The sequence below is a fragment of the Eoetvoesiella caeni genome, from assembly GCF_003315175.1.
Classification (GTDB): Bacteria; Pseudomonadota; Gammaproteobacteria; order Burkholderiales; family Burkholderiaceae_B; genus Eoetvoesia; species Eoetvoesia caeni.
The window spans coordinates 1-18,281 of record NZ_QNRQ01000019.1 but is presented as its reverse complement, the minus strand read 5'-3'; the positions used below and the strand labels follow the sequence as shown (position 1 = coordinate 18,281).

The window sequence follows — 18,281 nt, the reverse complement described above, 5'->3', positions numbered from 1 at the left end:
TTTTTTGCCGCCAGGCCGCCCTAAGGCAAAAAGCGCCCCCTTGGGGGGCAGCAAGCCGAAGGCGCAGAGTGGGGGTTTTTTGCCGCCAGGCCGCCCTAAGGCAAAAAGCGCCCCCTTGGGGGGCAGCAAGCCGAAGGCGCAGAGTGGGGGTTTTTTTTAAGCTGCTGAAGCTGAAGGATTATGCAAATGAAAGTTCCGGCCCTGAACGCGCGGCGACACACGAGCCTGGTGATGCTGCTGCTTGCCTCACTGGTACTCACGGGGTGCCAACTTCCGCGGTCCGGCCCCATGCTTAGTGAAATGACGGGGGCTCATGATGACAAGGACGTCATCGTGATGCCTGTGTCGCGCGAACTGGCACAGCAGAGCCGGGTGCCCAAGGTGGCCAATTTTCCCGCGCGCTACCGTGACCTTACGCAAGCGGGATTCGATAGCCTGGTACCTGGTGACGGCATCAACATAAAAGTGTGGGAGCGTGGCGGCCTGGGCGTATTCGCGGCAGACCCGTCAGGCGTGAGCGACCTGGGCAACCAGGTAGTCGACCGGTCGGGCTATGTCTCATTCCCCATCATCGGCAAATTCCAGGCCGAGGGCCGGACCCTGGGACAGCTGCATGATGCCGTGATGGCGCGCCTGAGCAAGCTTGTGGTCGGTGCCGACGTCAGCGTGACGCGCGCCGCGGACGCGCACGGACAGATGGTGACGGTGCAGGGAGACCTGACCAAGCCCGGCATGTATCCCATCACGCAGACGTCCCAGCGGTTGAGCAGCGCACTGGCGCAGGCGGCGCCGGTGCAGGATAACCCCGAGCAGTTGATCATCAGCCTGCGTCGCAACAACCAGGTGGCGTCGGTGCGGCTGTCGGATATCTACCGGAACCAGAAAAACGACATTCTGTTGCGCTCGGGCGATGTCATTACCGCCTATGCCTCCAAGGAGTTCCTGACCGTGCTGGGCGCGGCCGGAACTCAAGGGCGCGTGGCCATCAGCAAGCGCAATTACAGTGTGCTGGATGCGCTGGCCGACTCCAGGGGCCTGGACGACAAGCTGGCGGATCCGCGTTCCGTGTTCTTGTTCACGCCCGCCAAGGCCGGGGTGGACGGCAAGCCCGACATGTTGCCCGTGGTCTACCAGTTCGACCTGACGCGTCCGGAGCAGGTGGCGCTGGCGCGCGAATTCACGGTGCATGAAGGCGAGGCGATCTACATTTCGGATGCGCCGTTCACGCAGGTGCAGAAGGTCCTGTCGGCCTTCCGCTTCACGATGAGCGCGGGCTTCAGCGCCACGAAGGCGATCGACAGTGATTCGGGCCCCAGTTCGTCCGTCATAACCGAGTAGCGCGTCGATGAGCAACGAGGACCGGATCAAAGGCTGGCGATCGCGCCGCAAAGACGGCAACTACACGGTAGGGTCCGGCGTTGCCGGCTGGCGGCTGGATCCAGCCGCGCTGTTCGAAGCCAGGGCCACGCCGGCCGTGCTGCTCAAGCCCCTGCTCGCGCGCTTGCAGGGAGAGCCGCACGATTCCGTGGCGGCCCGGCGGGCGGTGTACGAGGCGGTGCAGGCGGAACTGGAAGCGGAGATCGCGCGCAGCGCGGTCGATGAAAACCTGGCCGATTTTTCCCGGCGGCGCCTGCGCCTTATCGTGCGCCTCCTGGAACAGGACGTCCGCGCGGGCGTGGCGGTGTTCGCACCGGACTACATGCCGGCCAAACTGGCCGCCGAGGATGAGCGTCTGGCCGAGGCGCATGCCCGGCGCGCGGAGCGGCGCAGGCAGGACGAGGCGCGCGAAGCGCGGCGCCATGCGTCGCGCAACGACATTGCGCTGGAGATCGAGGTGGCGCCGGACGAAGCGGGCGACCTGGCGATCCTGCAGGACCGCCTGCGGTTCTTGCATGAAGGGCACTCGCCGGACATGGCCGGCAAGGTCCGGCCTGTCGGGCGCACGTTGATGGCGATGTTCATCTACCAGTTGCGCGTGATGCACGGCGAGAGCCGTATTGCATTGGTATGGGCGCTGGTCGGCCCCACGGTGCTGCTGACCTTGATTTCGTCGCTGTATATCCTGATGGGCACGCATTACATTCTGGGCATGGACGTGCAGACGTTCGCACTGTTGGGGGCGACGACCTGGATCATGTTCCGGCAGGTCGTCTTTCGGGGCAGCACGGCGTATGTGTCGGCCCGCGGCCTGCTGAACTTTCAGGGTGTCACGCCGTTGATGTGCGCGCTGGTGCAAGCGCTTATCTATGTGTCAGTGTATCTGGTGGTGTTCGGGGTGTTGATCAGCGCAGGCCACGCGCTCGGCCTCATTACGTTGCCGATAAGCTGGGCCGGTTTCATTCTTTTCGTCGTGCTGATGGGATGTTGCGGCGCGGCGATGGGGGTGTTGTTCGGATCGATCGCGACCTTCTGGCAGTTTTTTCTTCGGCTTGCGCCGATTATCGAGCGGTTCCTGCAGATCTTCGCGGCCGTCTTTTTCGTATCGGAACAGTTGCCGGAGCAATTGCGTCCGTGGATGCTGTGGTCGCCATTCGCGCATGGCATGCAGCTGCTGCGTTCGGCTTATTTCCAGGCTTACCATTCGCATGATGCCAGCCTGGGCTATTTCCTGGCCTCTCTGGTTTTCCTGATGGTGGCCGCCCTGGTGGCCGAGCGCCTGGCCCGCCCCAATGTTCAGCCAATGTGAGGTAGGAAGATGATCCATCTCAATGGCGTTACCGACGAACCCTATGCCTTCGGCAGCAGGCAGCAGTTGCTGGCCAACGCCAATCTTGATATCCCGGCCGGGCGCTACGCCTTGCTGTCGCTCGCGCCGGAAATGCATCGCCAGATTGTGGATGTACTGTGCTGCCTGCGTCCGCCGCGCCAGGGCTTTGTCAAGCATGACGGTAACGTATCCTGGGCGATTGGTCGGCAAGGCTTTATCCGCGGCAAAGCGAATGGTCTGAGCATGATCGATTTCGTCAGCGAGATATACGAAATCGACGCGGAGGCGACGCACGAGCTGGTCGCCGACCTGATCAGCGATCCCAAATGCCTGGCCAAGCCCATGGAGCATTGGCCCCTCTACGCGCGGCAAGAGTTTTCGTTTGCGCTGGCGCTCGCGCCGGCGTTCGACGTCTACGTGGTCGAAGGGAGCATTCCCTTCGAGCCTTGCCGCTTCACCCGCCTCTGGCTCGCCCTGTTCGAAGAGCGGTTGGTGGGCCGGACCCTCATTTTTTCCAGTTACCGCCAGAATCAGTTGGCGGACTACTGCTACAAAGGCTTGATCTATGAACGAAGCGCGCTCCGCATCGACGACGACCTCGACCAGTGCCTCCGCAGGTTCCCCCCGCGACGATCACGAAGCGACTCCGCCACTCGCGCAGACGACTTCGGAGGCGACATCGACGAGGGCCAGCTCGGGTTCTGAAGACGGGTCCGAGATTGAACGCCGCCGCCGCGAGCGGCAGTCGGCGCTGCGCGAGCGTCGCCGCCATCGCTGGATCAACGCGCTTATCGTTGTTGCGCCGGTGGCGCTCGCCCTGGTCTACGTGTGTTTCCTCGCCACGCCGCGCTACGAGGCGGAATCGCGGTTCTTCGTGCAATCGGCGTCCGGCCAGCAAGGCGGCGCGGGCGCGGCGGCCAGCCTGCTCACCACGGGCAATTCGGGCGGCATGCTCGGCGGGTTCGTAGACGGATGGGCGGTCGCCGATTTCCTGAAGTCGCGCGACAGTATGCAGCGGCTCGACGAGAAGGTCGGTCTGCGCCGTTATCTGACAAACTCCGGATGGGATCCATTCAATCGTCTTTCCGAGGATTCCAGCGAGGATGACCTGTACCGGGCCTACAAGGCGTCGGTACAAGTCTCGTTCAACGCGCTGGAGCAGATCGATGTGCTGCGAGTAAGCGCGTTTTCTTCGGATGACGCGGCTACTTTGTCCAAGGCGCTGATCGTCCTGGCCGAGGAATTCGTCAGCGCCATGAATCAGAAGGGCGTCGCCGATAAGCTGAGGGTGAGCGAGGAGTCGGTCAAGCTGGCAGAGAAAAAGGCGCTCGCGGCCCGGGACGTGCTGACGACATGGCGCACGGCGCATGGAAATATTGACCCTACTGCCACGGTGTCGATGCTGTTGAACCTGTCCAGCCAGTTGGAAGGCGAACTCAGCACCGCGCAGATCCACCTGGACAAGATCCGCGCCCTGGGCAACAAGGACCACTTCATGCTCAAGCCCGCCCAGATGCAGGTCGCCGCCCTGAAGAAGCGGCTTGCGTCCCTACGCGCCCGCTTGAGCGGGAAGGGCAATACGGAAGCCTTGCAGCTCAAGTCGTACGAGGCACTGCGCAATGCCCAGTTGTTCGCGGATTCGAACCTGACTCTGGCGCAGCAGTCGTACCAACAGGCGATGACGGACACTTTGCGCTTGCAGCGGTATTTGTCCATCATCGCGCAACCGGTTCCGACGGACCGGCCCAGCAGCCCGCGCGTGGGTATTCTGTTGTTGCAGGCGCTGGCGCTGGGTTTTGTGCTTATGTTCATCGTTCGCGTGGCGATAGCGTTGTTGAGGGGGCTGCGTCATGGTTGAGCTCAGTATTGAAAATAGCCGGCCTGTGGCTGGCGCCGATGCGCAGGATGCCGCCGTCCGCTTGCGCGAAATCATCGGGCAGATCCGTGAAGCGGCCGACCCGGAGCGCGGCATGGCCGCGCTCGAGCCGGCGTTGCGACAGGCCAAGGACGGCTGGCGCGATGTCCGGCGATTGCTGGTTTCGCCCTTCGTGCGCGAGGGCCGGTTCGTGCCCGCTATCGCCGCCCTGGAGGTGCTGATTGCCGTCCATCCCTCGCGCGTTGACGATCGCCGCCTGCTTGCCAGCCTTTTCGGGCGCATGCAGCAATGGGATAGGGCAATTGCCGAGGCGGACGCCGCCGCCGGCATCGAGCCCGGCAACGCGGCATTGCACGCCGTGCGGATTCAATTGCGCGTGCAGGCGGGCCGGGTGGCCGAGGCGGCCGAAGCTGCCCGCGCGACTCGTGCCATGGCCCAAAGCGAGCCAGGCGAAGCACACTCCTGGATGATGGCTTTCGTGCGCAACGGCGATGTGGCCGAGGCCGCGGACATTGCGGCGGCGCTGGATCCGGACAAGCTGCCGAACGAACGCGTGGCGACCATGGCTGTGCGCGCCCTGATGGGGGACGGCCGCAATGCGGCAGCGATCGGGCTAGGCGACGCCGCGCTGAGCGCGGGCCACGATTGCGCGGCGCTGCGCTCGTCGCTTGGTCTCTCGCATCTGCGGCGCGGCACTGAAGAAGATCGCAAGGTGCATGCGGTGGCGCATTTCGAAGCAGGCTTGCAGGCGGCGCCGGCCGACGTGAGGCTGTTGACGCTTTATGGGGAAACCCTGCTGCGCGCTGGCCGCTACCAGGAAGCGGTGGCGCCGCTGGCGCGGGCCATCGAACTGGCGCCGGAACTGGAGCAGACGCGCGCCCTGTATGCCCGCACGCTGCGCTACACCCTGCAGTATGGCGATGCGGCCGATCAGTTGATGAAACTGGTCGAAGGGTCTCCGGACAAGCTGCTGTGGCAGCGGGCCGCCATCGGGGCGCTATCGCAGGCGGGCCGCAAGGAAGAAGCCGAGGCCCTGTTCACGCGATACATCGCCACGCGTGGCGCGCGGCTTCCGGACACGTTCCAGGAAGCCATGGCCCGCATGGAGGAGAAACTGGACACCGCGCCCATCCCGCAGGCGCGCCTGGATTGGGCCTGGTCGCTGCGAGGCGATACGTCCATCGACCGTGCGGCCTGGGAGCGCCGTGCGCGCTGGGGCCATATGGTCGATCATCTGCTGCTAGACTGGCTGGAATGCCGCCAGGAGCGCGCCGAAGAGGCCATGCAGTTGCTGGGCGAACTCGATACCGGCGAGCGCTTCTTTGCGCCGCTGCTGGCGGCCGGGCGCGGCGTCGTGGTCGCCACGGCGCATGTCGGTCCCATGTATGCCGGCCTCATGGCTCTGGAACTGGTCGGCATCCCATCGCGCTGGCTCGCGACGGCGCCCAACAGCGCCAGGAGCAGCTATGCCGAGGCCTTGATTTCAACCGCGGACCAGACCGAGGCGCAGGTCGCCAAGGCCTGCATGCGGGCGCTCGGATCGGGCTATGTGCTGTGCCTGGCCATCGACGGCGCGGCGAATCCGGCGGCGCCGCGAACCAGCTTCGAAGGGCAGGAGGTAACTTACTCCAGTTTCGCGTCACACCTGGCCCATCGCATGGGTGTGCCTTCGGTGTTCTACGCACCTCGCTGGGAAAACGGCCGCGTGGCCTATACGCTGGAGATGCTGCCGGCGGCCAATCCCGACGAGGACGCGCAAGCTTATTCGCAACGCTGGCAGAAGGCGTATTTCGAGCGGCTTCGGGAACACTTGGCCACAGAGCCGGAGAATTTGCGCCTGAGCGGCGGCATCTGGCGCCATGTGACCCCCGCGGATCGGTCCGCGCGGCCATAGGGAGCAAGCCACGATGAAGCTGGGAATGACGACGATGCGCTGGCTGCTTGTCCTGGTCATGTTGTATGGCGGCGTAGCGGCCGCGGATGACGCCTGCAAGAGCCCCGACGAACAGTGCCCGGCCATCGCTTCGCTGCTCCAGCAGCGCGAAGGCTACGGCGCCAGGGCGACGGGCGGAATGGGGGGAAGATTCATCCAGGTCGCGTCCAATGCGGACTCGGGCCCCGGGACGCTGCGCGCCGCACTGGCGCAAGCCAAGAAAGGGCCCGCGTGGATACGCTTCGCGTCCGACATGACGATCGTCCTGAATTCGCAGCTACGCGTGCCGTCGAATGTAACGATCGACGGGCGCGGCAAGCAGGTCACCCTGATTGACGACGGTCTGGGCGTGTATGGAAGCCGGAACGTCATCCTGACGCATCTGACGATAGACGGGCGCTTGAATCGCCTAACGCAAGCCGTGAACGTGGCCAACGGCAGCCGCGACGTGTGGGTCGACCACATGGATCTGTCGCGGATGTCCGACCGCCTGCTCAATGTGAAGAACGGTTCGACCGATGTGACCATCTCGTGGACCAAGTTCCACAACTCGAACAAGGTCATGCTGCTCAACAACATTACTTCGAAGAATCTGTTTCAGAACTATGAACGCGACTCGATCGCGCGCGTGACGCTGCACCACAACTATTTCTTCAACACCGTGCAGCGCAATCCCAGGGCGCAGTTCGGCACATTCCACTTGTTCAACAACCTGGTGGAGAACTGGGATTTCTACGGCATGAGCTTCAGCCTGGAGGCCAAAGCCCTGGTCGAAGGAAACATCTTCAACAACGATTCCCAGCGCAAGTGCGTGGAGCCCGAGTTCTTTCCAACGGTGGAAGGCATCAATGTGAATTACTGCCGCTATATCCCCATCGCGCCCCAACGCAGTGCGCTGGATAACGGCGCATCAGATCGCGAGGCCTACGAGAAACGGAAGTCCCGGCACGGCTACACCCGCGACTACAAGGCCTTTCTGCGGTTGAAAGACAACCTGTATCTTGGCGATGCGAAGCCGGTGCTGCAGGACTACCACCCCGAATTGGTTCCGGAACCCCCGTACCGCTATCGCTATGAAAAGCCGACGCCAGACCTGGCCGAGAAGATACGAAAGTTCGCGGGCAACACGCCTGCGGACATCCGGCAACCTTGAGTTGCCTCTCGATGAAGCTATTGCTGGCCCTAAGGTGCTGAACTTCAGGCCGAGCGGTGATATTTGGCGACAGGCTGTGGGACAGCTTGTTCATCGTCTTCCTGGCCCAGGAATCCGCCGCTTTGATGGCGCCATAGCCGCGCGTAGGTGCCGTTTCTGCTGAGCAATTCGGCGTGGCTGCCTTGTTCGATGATATGTCCGTGGTCCATGACGATCAGGCGGTCCATGGCGGCGATGGTGGAGAGGCGGTGGGCGATGGCAATGACTGTCTTGCCTTCCATGATTTCGTTCAGGCTTTCCTGTATGGCTATTTCCACTTCGGAATCCAAGGCGCTGGTGGCCTCGTCAAGCAGCAGGATGGGCGCATTCTTCAGCATGACCCTGGCAATGGCAATGCGCTGGCGCTGGCCGCCCGAGAGCTTGACTCCGCGTTCGCCCACCTGGGTGTCGTAGCCGGTGCGCCCATGCGGGTCGTTCAGTTGCTCGATGAAGCCGTTGGCCTGGGCGTGCTTGGCCGCGGCGCGGATGTCGGCATCGGTGGCGTCGGGGCGGCCATAGGCTATGTTGTCGCGAATCGAGCGATGCAGCAGGGAAGTGTCCTGGGTGACCATGCCGATGGCATTGCGCAAGCTGTCTTGCGTAACGTGCGCAATGTTCTGGCCGTCGATGCGGATCTGGCCGCTGTCAACGTCGTAAAAGCGCAGCAGCAGATTGACCAGTGTCGATTTGCCTGCGCCGGAGCGGCCGACCAGGCCGATTCTTTCACCAGGCTTGACGGTCAGATTCAGGCCGTCAAGCACTTGGCGTTCGCCGTTGTAGTTGAAAGAAACTCTATCGAAGACCACTTCGCCCTGTGTGATCTGCAGATCTTTGGCGCCGGGCCGGTCCTGCACCTTGGCAGCCTGGGTAAAGGTGGCGATGCCGTCCTGTACCGTGCCGATGTTTTCAAAGAGCGTCGCCATTTGCCACATGATCCAGTGCGACATGGAGTTGACTCGTAACGCCATGGCGGTGACCGCTGCCACGGCGCCGGTGCCGATTTCGCCTGTATGCCACAGTTGCAGGGCGTAGCCTCCCGCAGCCAGGATCAGCGCCACGACCAGCGCCTGATTGACGATCTCGAACTGGCTGACGAGGCGCATCTGACGATAGCCGGTTTCCCTGAAGCCTTCCATGGCGGCACGGGCGAAGTGCGCCTCGCGCCGGGTGTGCGAAAACAGCTTGACGGTAGTGATGTTGGAGTAGGCGTCGGTTACGCGCCCGGTCATGGAAGAGCGGGCATCAGCCTGTTCCTTTCCGACCTTGCCCAGCCGCGGCACAAAATACAGCATGGCTGCTCCGTACAAGACGACCCATCCGATGAAGGGCAGCATGAGGCGCATGTCGAAACCACCCGCCAGCGCGATGATGGCAAGAAGATACACGCCGATGCCCAGCACGATTTCGGAGAAGGTCAGCAGGACTTCGCGCACGGCCAGCGCTGTCTGCATGACTTTGGTCGTGACCCGCCCCGCAAACTCGTTGGCAAAAAAAGACAGGCTTTGCCGCAGCATCAGGCGGTGGAAATTCCAGCGCAGCCGTAGCGGCAAGTTGATGGCCAGCACTTGGTGCTGCACCATTGTGCGCAGGGCCACCAGGCCGATGCTGGCCACCAGCACCAGGCCTATGCCCCAAAGCATGGTGCGCTCTTGCGTGGAGACGGGGTCGCCCGCCTTCCAGGCCGAAAGGAAGTCCACGACCTGGCCAAGGAAGGCGAACAGCCATGCTTCGTAAATCGACACGCTGGCACTGAGCAGCGCCAACAAGGCAATATAGCGGCGCGAACCGCGTGTGCACGCCCATAGAAACGGCATCAGTCCCCCGGGCGGAGCCTGAGGCTCTTCGGGGGGAAATGGTTTTAGCAAACGTTCAAACGAGCGGGGCAAGACAGCCTCCGAAAACAAAAATAGACGGGACCGCACGTGGGCGCCACAGACGGATGGCTCACGGGCGCAGCGACGTCCGTGAGCGATTTCATTCTGGCTTAAAGGATTAAAAAGGCGGCGTCCACCGGGCCGAAATGGATCGGGCAGGCACCATTATCGCTTGCCCTGGGCGGACTCGCCATGCAAGCCGGAGATTCGTGCTTGCGGATGTGGCCGGCCCTGGCATGGACACGGCCGTACGAACTTATGCCGCCTTGAGCGCCGCGGCTACAGAGTCCTTCAGCGATGTGGTCGGGCGGCCGATCAGCTTCGACAGCACCCTGCTGTCGTCGAACAGGGCGCCTTTGGCGGCTTCGGCGTCAAGCAGTGGCAATGCTTCCGGCCAGGGCGCGGGCACGCCTGCGGCCACGAGGGCCGCCGTGTAATCGGCGACGGGCAGATCTTTATACGGAATGTCCTTGCCTGTCTGGCGCGAGATTTCCGCGGCCAGCTCGGCCAGGGTGTAGGCCGAGTCTCCGGCCAGTTCGTACGTTTTGCCTTCGTGGCCAGCGGTAGTCAGCGCAATCACCGCTGCATCGGCATAGTCGGCGCGTGCGGCGGATGCAATCTTGCCTTGTCCTGCGCTGCCGATGAGCGCGCCGTTTGCCACAGCGGGCCCGACCGAGGCGGTGTAGTTTTCTGTGTACCAGCCGTTGCGCAGCAGGGTGATGCTTAGCCCCGAGGATTTCAGGAGCGCCTCGGTTTCGACATGCTCGGGCGCCAGGCCCAGGGTGGAGCTTTCGGCGTGCAGCAAGCTTGTATAGACCACGCGCTTGACGCCGGCCTTTTTGGCGGCCTCGATGACGTTGCGGTGCTGCGCCACGCGTTGGCCGACTTCGCTGCCTGAAATCATCAGAAGCGTGTCGACGCCGGCCAGTGCCTTGTCCAAGGTGTCGGGACGGGTGTAGTCGGCTTCGCGCACCTGCACGCCCAGGTCGGCCGCCTTGGACGAGGTGCGAACAAGCGCGACGATGTCGCTGGCGGGCACTTTGGCGCGCAGCCGTTCGATGACAAGGCGGCCAAGCTGGCCGGAGGCGCCGGTAATTGCGATAGTCATGATATTTTCGATTCGGTAGTGGAGGGAAGTAGTAGTATGATATTCACACTAACTTTTTGGAAGTACGTACATGAAGGTAAGTGCCAAGGTTGATAATCAACGGCCCGCCAAAGACACGCCAACGTTGCTGAACAAGATGCGCCGCGGAGAGCTTCTTGTAGAGGCCTGCCCATCGCGCGAGGTGCTCAAGCATGTCACCAGCCGATGGGGAGTATTGGTGCTGCTGGTGCTGGAAACCCGCGTTCACCGCTTCAGCGAGTTGCGGCGCGCCATCGGCGGCGTCAGTGAAAGGATGCTGGCCCAGACCCTGCAATGGCTGGAGAGCGACGGGCTGGTGGACCGAACCGCTTTCGAAGTGGTGCCTCCCCATGTGGAGTACAGTCTGACGCCCCTTGGCCGCGAGGCCGCCGAGAAAGTAAGAGGTCTTGCGGACTGGATTGAAACAAGCCTTCCCCGCATACTTCAGGCCCAGGATAGCCGCGGCCAAAAACGCACTACCATGGCGCCAAACCCAACGCGCAGTAGTCTGTAGCCCGGTTTCGTTTACGCAACGCATTGCTATTCACGCCGGAAATTTCTTGCTGTGTCCGTTTCGTTGTGCAACGATACGATGTTTTTATTGTTACCAACAATAACTTAAGCATCCATTTGTACTTTTGAACTCAGTCTTGTGCGCAAGATGTGGGCGACGCTGCACTTGGCCCAACTTCCTTGAAGGACTTACGCGCATGAGCCGCATTGATCGCAATGCCCTGAATTCCAGGCCGAATATTTCACAAATCGTTCCAGAGCACACTTATGTGCATGGCAGGCTGCGCCCGGCCGCGCGGCCGACCATGACCGCCCTGGCGCTGGCCATGGCCGGCTTGGTGTCCGCGCCGGCCTGGGCCGCTGGCATCACGATCAATGGCAGCACGCTGTCGGTGAGCAGCGATGCGGATCTGGGCGAGGATTCGGACGGGGTGACGCTGCAAGGCGGCACGCTGGAGGCGACTTCGAGTTTTACGTCGAACCGGGCTTTCGAGCTGGACGGTAACGGATCGATCAATGCCGCTGCCGGGCAGCAACTGACTCTGACCGGCGAGATTTTGGGCTCGGGGGGACTGACGGCGGGGGGCGCGGGCACGCTGGTGCTGATGGGGGTCAACAATTACCAGAAGGGTACGACAATTGCGGGAGGCACGCTGTCGGTGAGCAGCGATGCGAACCTGGGCGAGGTTCCGGGCGGGGATTTGAGCAAGGGCAAGGTGATGCTGCAAGGCGGCACGCTGGAGGCGACTTCGAGCTTCGCATCTGCCCGAGTTTTGATTCTGACCGATGGCGGATCGATCAATGTCGGTGCGGGGCAGCAACTGACTCTGAACGGCGATATACGGGGATTGGACGGCCTGACGGCCGGGGGCGCGGGTACGTTGGTGCTGACAAGGGTCAACAATTACCAGGGGGGCACGACAATTGCGGGAGGCACGCTGTCGGTGAGCAGCGACGCGAACCTGGGCGAGGATTCGGGCGGGGTGACGCTACAAGGCGGCACGCTGAAGGCGACCAGCGGCCTTACCACCCGCCGGGCCATTACTCTGGCGGGCGCGGGGGTGATAGACGCCAGCGGCACCACCGGAACTTCGGACGTGGTGCTTAACGGAGTGATATCCGGGCCAGGCAGCCTGACGCTCACCGGCCCGGGCACCGGCAGTGTAAAGCTGGGCAGCGCCAATACCTATCAAGGCGGCACGAACGTATATACCGACGTGGGCGTGTATGCCACCGGGGCGCTCGGCACGGGCGGAGTGACGGTGCAGGGCGGCGTGGCTGGCGGGGCAGTCGCTTCCATCCTGAGCTTTCAGAACTCTACGAGCGCCGGCAATTTATCCATCCGCAACAACAATGGCGGCCGAACGGCTTTTGAGAACGGTGCGACGGCGGGCAATGCCACGATCACCAATGCAGCCGGAGGCGTGACAGCCTTTTCCGGCGAAGCCAGCGCAGGCAGCGCAGAGATCACCAATCAGTCGGGCGGCAGGCTCTTGATGGCCGGCCAGGCTTCCGCAGCGGGGGCCACGGTGGTAAACGCCGCGGGAGGTGTGGTGGACATTGGCCAAACCAGCGCAGGCGCCGGCATTGGTTCGCTGTCGGGAGCCGGCAATGTGTACCTGGGCGGCAAGCAATTGACGCTGGGAGCCTTGAACAGCAACGACACAATATCGGGTGTAATCGCCGACGGCGGCGATGCGCCCGGCACAGGCGGCAGCCTGATGAAGGCGGGAGCCGGTACGCTGATCCTGAATGGGGTGAACACCTACACCGGCGGAACCACAGTGAATGCCGGTACTCTGAAGGTAGGCGATGCGGACCATCCCTCGGCCGGTATCCTGGGCGATGTGCAGGTCAATACGGGGGGCACGCTGCGCGGCCACGGCAGCATTGCAGGCAATGTGAACAACAACGGCATCGTCCGGCCGGGCGGCTCGATCGGCACGCTGACCATCAGCGGCAACTATACGCAGTCGTCCAGCGGCATGCTGCTGATGGAGATCAGCCCGACGCAGGCCGCGCAACTGAAAGTGGGCGGCACAGCCACCCTGGCCGGGACATTGAGCCTGCTGTACGCGCCGGGCACATACACCAGCACCAGCTATACACTGCTGAGCGCCGCAGCGGTCAACGGCAGCTTCTCCACGGTGACAAGCAATGCGCCGGCGGGATTGGCCCAGGCCTTGGGCAATGGGGCGGATGCGCTGAACCTGAGTTTGACGGGTTCAGGTTCGGTGGTGGTAGCGCCGACGCAGGCGACAATCTTCGGAGCGGTGGGTTCCTCGGCGCTGCGCGCCGCGCAGGACGCCAATGCGGCGCTGCTGGACCGGCTGGCCGGACCTTGCGGCACGGCTGCGGATGCATCCGCAAGCGGCAGTGCGCAATCCTGCCCGCGCCAAGGCAATGGCCTCTGGATCCAGGCGCAAGGCACAGACAGGCACATCGACGGCAATCGCGGTGCGCCGGACGCGCGCGATCGCGGCTATGGCTTCCTGACCGGCGTCGACCACCAATGGAAGGACTGGACGATGGGGGTGGCCGGTGGCTACAGCCATGCCGACGTGACCGAATCGGGCAATGGCTCCAAAGGCACGCTGGACACGCTGCGCATCGCGGGCTATGGGGCGAAGAATCTCGGGGCTTTCACCTTGGCCGGTACGCTGGGCTATGCCTACGGCTTCTCCTCGACAACGCGTTCGTTCGGGTTGCTTGGCAGTGCCAAGGGAGATGGCCACGGCCAGGAGATCACCGCGGGGCTGCAGGCCAGCCGTCCGTGGTCGCTGGGGCCGGTGGTGCTTACGCCGCGGGTGGGCGTGCGTTATGCCTATCTGGACGGCCTGGGCACCGATGAAAGCGGCCCGACGGCACAGAACCTTGGCGTGGCCAACCGGCACCAGCAAAGCCTGCAGCCATATATAGGCGTGACGCTGGACTACCCCTTCACATTGCACAACAACAAGCGGCCAGCCTCGGTGCAACTGCGTGCCGGCTATGCCTACGAGACGCAAAGTACAGGCCGTAACGTTTCCGTTACGGCCGCCGACGGCACTGGCTTCGTGATCGCGGGCACGCGTGATACACGCGGGCTGGTGACGGCGGGGCTGGGTGCGACGCTGCCGATCGGCAAGACGGCCAGCGCGTACGTGCGCTACGATAGCGTGCTGCACAGTGGCAACGTGAATGCGCAGTCGTTGCAAGCGGGGGTAGACTACCAATTTTGAGGCCGGGCGCAATGGACGCGACTTATGATCATTGACAGCGTGAACCATGCCGGCTTTCACAATGGCTTGCGGCAGCCCGATCAGGTGTTGACGATTCGGCTTGAGCACTGTCCGTCCACCATTGACTGGAAGGCGTTCGACGCCTGGCTGTCCGAGAAGTTGGCCATTGTTCTGCAGGCTCGTGTTGAGGAGGCTGCGCTCGACAATCAGGCGATCCGGCTGACGTGGCGCATATTGCAAATTGCGGCGGGGCTGCAGCGTGCCGCGCGTATTCCGGTGTTCGAGCCCGGCCGGATTCTATCCTGCCGTCCGGATGCGGATAAGCCGGGGGCCTGGTTGGGTGTGGTTGCGGTGCCGCGACTGGATTTTATTCCCGCACAGTCCACATACCTCGCCTATAACTGGGCAATATCCTTGGTACTTGAGATGGCCGCGGCGTCCGAGCTGCCCCCCAGGCCCGAGGCGCTTTACTTGCAACTGGAAGAGCGGGTGCTGCAGCCTTTGCGGGCCGCCCTGCCGGCGGGGAAATCGTCGATCCATATGCTTCGAACCGCCCAGGACCGTGGTGTTCCGTGGCGCCATCTGGGCGATTGCGTTTTTCAATTGGGCTGGGGCAAGCACGCATTGCGCATCCGGCGCAGCAAGGTAGAAACGGATTCTCTGATAGGCGCCGAAACCGCCCAGCACAAGTTCCTGGCGGCGCAATGGATGCGCCAGGCGGGATTGCCGGTGCCCGATCACTATCTTGTTCTGGATGAGGCCGGCGCACTGCAGGCGGCGCAAAATCTCGGCGGGCCGCTGGTCTTGAAACCAGTGGATCGCGACCGCGGCGAGGGAGTTACGGTCGACGTTGCCTCTTTGGCGGCGGTAAGCGACGCTTTTCGGTATGCGGCACAGTTTTCCAAGCAAGTGCTGGTCGAGCGCGTCATTCCCGGCGTTTGTCATCGCTTGCTGGTCGTGCGCGGACAGGTGCTGTATACAGTAAAGCGTCAGCCTATTGCCGTTGAGGGCGATGGGCGAATGACCGTCGCACAATGCATCGAGGCAGCCAATGAGCGGCAAAAGGACATGCCGGTTTGGGACCGGCCGCCTCCCTATCCGCTGGACGATCTGGCCAGGGACGCGTTGGGCCGCGCCGGACTGACGATGAGCAGCGTGCTGGGCAAGGGTCACTGGGCCCCGTTGCGCCGGATCGAGTCGACGCAATGGGGCGGACTGGATGTGGACTACTCGACCACACTGCATGCCGATAATGTGGCCATAGCGGTCCGGGCTGCGGCGCTTTTCGGACTGGATATTGCGGGCGTCGATATTATTTCGCCGGATATTACGCGTCCCTGGCACGAGAACGGAGCCGCCATCAATGAGGTCAATCTGGCGCCCCTGCTTGGCGCGAGCCAAAGCTCCCTGGACACCCTGCATGCGCTTATGGGACGGCTGATGGATGGCGACGGCCGTATCCCCCTCGGGGTGGTCGTGGGTGCCCAGAACGCAGCGATACGAGCGCGCGCTCTGCAACAGCAATGGATAGCCAAGGGGCATGCCTGCTATGTCACGAGCCATCAGGAAACGGTGGAGCCAGGCGGGGGCATAATGCCGCTGGCTGCGCAGGGGCTCTTTGCGCGCAGTATGGCGCTGTTAATGAACAAGGACGTCGGCGCATTGATCCTGGTGGCACACACGGATGAGCTCCTTGATACCGGTCTGCCTGTAGATCGTTTCGACCTGGCCGAACGGGTTGCCGGTGAGCTTGTAGCCATAGGCGCCGGAGGCGGAACAGCCAGCGAAAGAACGGACAAGCTCGCAAGCTTGCTGGGTTGCACGAGCATGTTGATCGGTTTGCACGCATCTGCGTAATTATCCCTAGCTAAGGACTGGATGAATCGTGATTTATAAAGCCTACGCTCTTCTGGCACTGACAACGCTCATGTGGGCGGGTAATTCCATTGCGGGCAAACTGGCGGTTGGCCATGCTTCGCCCATGGTGCTGGTGACTGTCCGCTGGGCGCTTGTGATGGTGGCCTTGTATGTATTCAAGCGCGAACGGATTGCCGCGGATTGGCAAGTCATGCGGCAACGGCTGGCTTATCTGCTGTTCCTCGGGGCGCTTGGATTTACGGGGTTCAGCGTTGCCCTTTATTATGCGCTGGTCTACACCACTGCAATCAACGCCAGTATTTTGCAAGGCGGCACACCGCTATTCGTATTTTGCGCCAGCTTTGTCTTGTTTGGCAGCCGGGTAGGACTGGAACAGGCGATAGGCTTCGTGATCTCTTTTGTCGGAGTGATCGTCATTGCGGCACGAGGCGACTTTGACAATGTGATTGCCCTTGACATCAATTTTGGCGATGCGTTAATGCTTGTCGCGATCATTTCCTACGGAATATACACCGCTGCGCTGCGCAGCAAGCCGCGGATGCACTGGACCAGTTTGATGTTCGTTCTATGCCTGGGCGCGACATTGGCTTCCTTGCCTATGCTGGCCCTTGAAATGGCCCGGGGCGCCACCATAGTTCCCGACCTGCAAGGGTGGTCGGCAATTGCCTATATCGTTATTTTCCCGAGTCTTCTGGGGCAGGTGTTTTATATTCGGGCTGTGGAGCTGATTGGCGCGAACCGGGCCGGCCTGTTCATCAACCTGCTGCCCATCTGGGGAGCCATACTGGCTGTTGCCCTGCTGGGCGAGGCGTTCAACCTCTATCATGCAGTGGCCTTGGCAATAATCCTGGCGGGGATCAGCCTTGCCGAATATGGCGGGCGCAAGCTTGGCAAACAAGGATAGTCGTTCGCGATGCCTCTTTAGCGGCACAGTGTGTGGGGGAAGAGCGTTCCGGCAATGAAGAAAGAAAAGATGACTTAAAAGAGACGATGATTGGATTGAGGCGAGCGATGACGAGAAGACACAGCATTGAAGAGTTCGGCCCGGAAAGAGTAAGCAAGAACGACTGCGCGGCCGATGATTTGATATTGCTGGCGGAGGTCGTTGACGCCGGAGGGTTTGGCGCCGCAAGCCTGCGTACGGGTGTGTCGAAATCTCGATTGAGCCGCCGCATTGCTACCCTTGAGGAACAGTTGGGGGTGACCTTGCTGTTGCGCAATTCGCGCAATTTCGAAGTTACTGAAATAGGGCGGCAGCTTTATCAACATGGACGCCGGGTTCGGGCCGAGACGTACGCGGCCACAACCCTTGCCAAGGATAATCAAGGCGAGCCTTATGGGACACTGCGTGTGGCATGCCCGACCGCGCTTGTTTCGGAGTACGTTGGCCGTATTGCGTCGGAGTTCGCCTTGGCCAACCCGCGTGTCCGCATATGTTTGAATACCACTATGGGCACGGCGGCATCGCAAGCCTCGCATGCGGATCTGGTGCTCGTGCCTTCGGTCAAAGGCTTGCCTGATTCGGACATGATAGTGCAAAGGTTGGCGGTCTTTCGCTATGTGTTGGTGGCAACGCCGGCAGTGGCCGAGGCGGCGGGCCGCCCGGTTCATCCGAACGCCCTGGAGGGCGTGGACGCTATTGGCTGGGGCGGTACGGAAGAGTCGGTGCGTTGGCACCTGGAAGGGCCGGGCCAGGAACACGTTGAGGTTGAAACACGAGTACGTTTTTCAAGCGACAACCTGATGGTGATTTGCGAGGCAGCGCTTGCAGGCCTGGGGGTTGCGCGCTTGCCTGAAGCGCTGTGCCGTCCCTACATTGAAAAGGGGCGGCTATGTGTTGTAACGCCGGGGTGGGCGCCTCCTTCCGGGAGTATCCGTATTTTTGTGGGCAAGGCGGTTGAACAACTTTTATCCCCTTGCTTGGGTAAATCGATCGCCGAACATAATGGCAAACTGATTCA

General features: G+C 62.3%; 13 protein-coding genes. 11 read left to right on the top strand and 2 right to left on the bottom strand.

Annotation, left to right across the window (positions count from 1 at the left end):
* Window positions 1–180 precede the first annotated feature (180 nt).
* The 6 genes from DFR37_RS21055 to DFR37_RS21030 all read left to right on the top strand — a co-directional run bounded on the left by DFR37_RS21055 (window position 181) and on the right by DFR37_RS21030 (window position 7,669).
* The gene (locus DFR37_RS21055; protein ID WP_113935146.1) at window positions 181–1,338 is read left to right on the top strand and encodes a polysaccharide biosynthesis/export family protein; all 1,158 of its coding nucleotides are present in this window, start codon (window positions 181–183) and stop codon (window positions 1,336–1,338) included.
* Window positions 1,339–1,345: 7 nt separating this feature from the next.
* The gene (locus DFR37_RS21050; protein ID WP_113935145.1) at window positions 1,346–2,686 is read left to right on the top strand and encodes an ABC transporter permease; all 1,341 of its coding nucleotides are present in this window, start codon (window positions 1,346–1,348) and stop codon (window positions 2,684–2,686) included.
* A 9-nt stretch (window positions 2,687–2,695) separates the two neighbouring features.
* Window positions 2,696–3,412: an ATPase gene (locus DFR37_RS21045; protein WP_113935144.1), complete on the top strand. Its 717-nt coding sequence runs from the start codon at window positions 2,696–2,698 to the stop codon at window positions 3,410–3,412.
* A gap of 121 nt (window positions 3,413–3,533) precedes the next feature.
* A complete protein-coding gene (locus DFR37_RS21040; protein ID WP_170139975.1) occupies window positions 3,534–4,565 on the top strand; it encodes a KpsE/RkpR family capsule polysaccharide export protein in 1,032 nt (343 codons plus the stop codon).
* Window positions 4,558–6,477: a Vi polysaccharide transport protein VexE gene (locus DFR37_RS21035; protein WP_113935143.1), complete on the top strand. Its 1,920-nt coding sequence runs from the start codon at window positions 4,558–4,560 to the stop codon at window positions 6,475–6,477. Before DFR37_RS21040 ends, DFR37_RS21035 begins: the two co-directional genes overlap by 8 nt.
* A 25-nt stretch (window positions 6,478–6,502) precedes the next feature.
* On the top strand, window positions 6,503–7,669 hold the full coding sequence (locus tag DFR37_RS21030; RefSeq protein WP_242341938.1) for a pectate lyase family protein: 1,167 nt from the start codon (window positions 6,503–6,505) through the stop codon (window positions 7,667–7,669).
* Between the two features lie 44 nt (window positions 7,670–7,713).
* Here the strand turns inward: DFR37_RS21030 and DFR37_RS21025 are convergent, their stop codons facing one another.
* Window positions 7,714–9,594: an ABC transporter ATP-binding protein gene (locus DFR37_RS21025; RefSeq protein WP_113935141.1), complete on the bottom strand. Its 1,881-nt coding sequence runs from the start codon at window positions 9,592–9,594 to the stop codon at window positions 7,714–7,716.
* Window positions 9,595–9,838: 244 nt separating this feature from the next.
* A complete protein-coding gene (locus DFR37_RS21020; RefSeq protein WP_113935140.1) occupies window positions 9,839–10,690 on the bottom strand; it encodes an SDR family oxidoreductase in 852 nt (283 codons plus the stop codon).
* 70 nt (window positions 10,691–10,760) lie between these two features.
* Between DFR37_RS21020 and DFR37_RS21015 the strand changes: the two genes are divergently transcribed.
* From DFR37_RS21015 to DFR37_RS20980, 5 genes are all read left to right on the top strand, one after another.
* The gene (locus tag DFR37_RS21015; RefSeq protein WP_113935139.1) at window positions 10,761–11,222 is read left to right on the top strand and encodes a winged helix-turn-helix transcriptional regulator; all 462 of its coding nucleotides are present in this window, start codon (window positions 10,761–10,763) and stop codon (window positions 11,220–11,222) included.
* A 196-nt stretch (window positions 11,223–11,418) separates the two neighbouring features.
* Complete coding sequence (locus DFR37_RS23185; protein WP_211317325.1) at window positions 11,419–14,442, top strand: autotransporter outer membrane beta-barrel domain-containing protein; 3,024 nt, start codon at window positions 11,419–11,421, stop codon at window positions 14,440–14,442.
* Window positions 14,443–14,466: 24 nt separating this feature from the next.
* Window positions 14,467–16,299, top strand: coding sequence for a hypothetical protein (locus DFR37_RS20990; RefSeq protein ID WP_113935136.1), 1,833 nt, complete (start codon window positions 14,467–14,469; stop codon window positions 16,297–16,299).
* A gap of 28 nt (window positions 16,300–16,327) precedes the next feature.
* Window positions 16,328–17,224 carry a DMT family transporter gene (locus tag DFR37_RS20985; RefSeq protein ID WP_113935135.1) on the top strand — a complete coding sequence of 299 codons (897 nt, stop codon included), beginning with the start codon at window positions 16,328–16,330 and terminating at the stop codon, window positions 17,222–17,224.
* A 32-nt stretch (window positions 17,225–17,256) separates the two neighbouring features.
* The coding region (locus DFR37_RS20980) for a LysR substrate-binding domain-containing protein (protein WP_147251652.1) at window positions 17,257–18,281 on the top strand (1,025 nt) is incomplete at its 3' end.

Bases quoted from the DNA above. Each gene is read 5' to 3' on its own strand.
- DFR37_RS21050 (WP_113935145.1), top strand. From the start codon at position 1,346: ATGAGCAACGAGGACCGGATCAAAGGCTGGCGATCGCGCCGCAAAGAC.
- DFR37_RS20990 (WP_113935136.1), top strand. From the start codon at position 14,467: ATGATCATTGACAGCGTGAACCATGCCGGCTTTCACAATGGCTTGCGG.
- DFR37_RS21035 (WP_113935143.1), top strand. From the start codon at position 4,558: ATGGTTGAGCTCAGTATTGAAAATAGCCGGCCTGTGGCTGGCGCCGAT.
- DFR37_RS21030 (WP_242341938.1), top strand. From the start codon at position 6,503: ATGACGACGATGCGCTGGCTGCTTGTCCTGGTCATGTTGTATGGCGGC.
- DFR37_RS21045 (WP_113935144.1), top strand. From the start codon at position 2,696: ATGATCCATCTCAATGGCGTTACCGACGAACCCTATGCCTTCGGCAGC.
- DFR37_RS21055 (WP_113935146.1), top strand. From the start codon at position 181: ATGCAAATGAAAGTTCCGGCCCTGAACGCGCGGCGACACACGAGCCTG.
- DFR37_RS23185 (WP_211317325.1), top strand. From the start codon at position 11,419: ATGAGCCGCATTGATCGCAATGCCCTGAATTCCAGGCCGAATATTTCA.
- DFR37_RS21020 (WP_113935140.1), bottom strand. From the start codon at position 10,690: ATGACTATCGCAATTACCGGCGCCTCCGGCCAGCTTGGCCGCCTTGTC.
- DFR37_RS21015 (WP_113935139.1), top strand. From the start codon at position 10,761: ATGAAGGTAAGTGCCAAGGTTGATAATCAACGGCCCGCCAAAGACACG.